The following is a 317-nucleotide window of genomic DNA, read 5'->3' as shown; positions in this document are numbered from 1 at the left end:
CCCCCCCCCCCCCCCCCCCCCCCCCCCCCCCCCCCCCCCCCCCCCCCCCCCCCCCCCCCCCCCCCCCCCCCCCCCCCCCCCCCCCCCCCCCCCCCCCCCCCCCCCCCCCCCCCCCCCTTTTACACGCACACGCCGCCAACCGAGATTCGGTCACGGGTCTCGTGGGCTCGGAGATGTGTATAAGAGACAGCGGCTTCAGCACGCGGCTTGCGCGGTTCACGCGGCTTGTCGCCACGCGTGCGCTCGCCGCTACGGCTGCGCGAACCACTGCGCGAGGAGCCGCCTTCTTTCTTCTCGCGGTTCTCCACCTTGTCACC

At 77.3% G+C, this 317-nt stretch carries 1 protein-coding gene; it reads right to left on the bottom strand.

Translation table 11 applies throughout. The features are described 5' to 3' along the window. Positions 1-119: 119 nt before the first annotated feature. Positions 120-317 (bottom strand): hypothetical protein (locus JHD67_RS21805; RefSeq protein WP_199101211.1); only part of this gene is annotated, 198 nt, incomplete at its 5' end.

Source organism: Dyella sp. ASV21 (genome assembly GCF_016428975.1).
Taxonomy (GTDB): Bacteria; Pseudomonadota; Gammaproteobacteria; order Xanthomonadales; family Rhodanobacteraceae; genus Dyella.
Note: the sequence above shows the minus strand (reverse complement) of the source record. Positions and strands in the feature narration are given on the sequence as shown.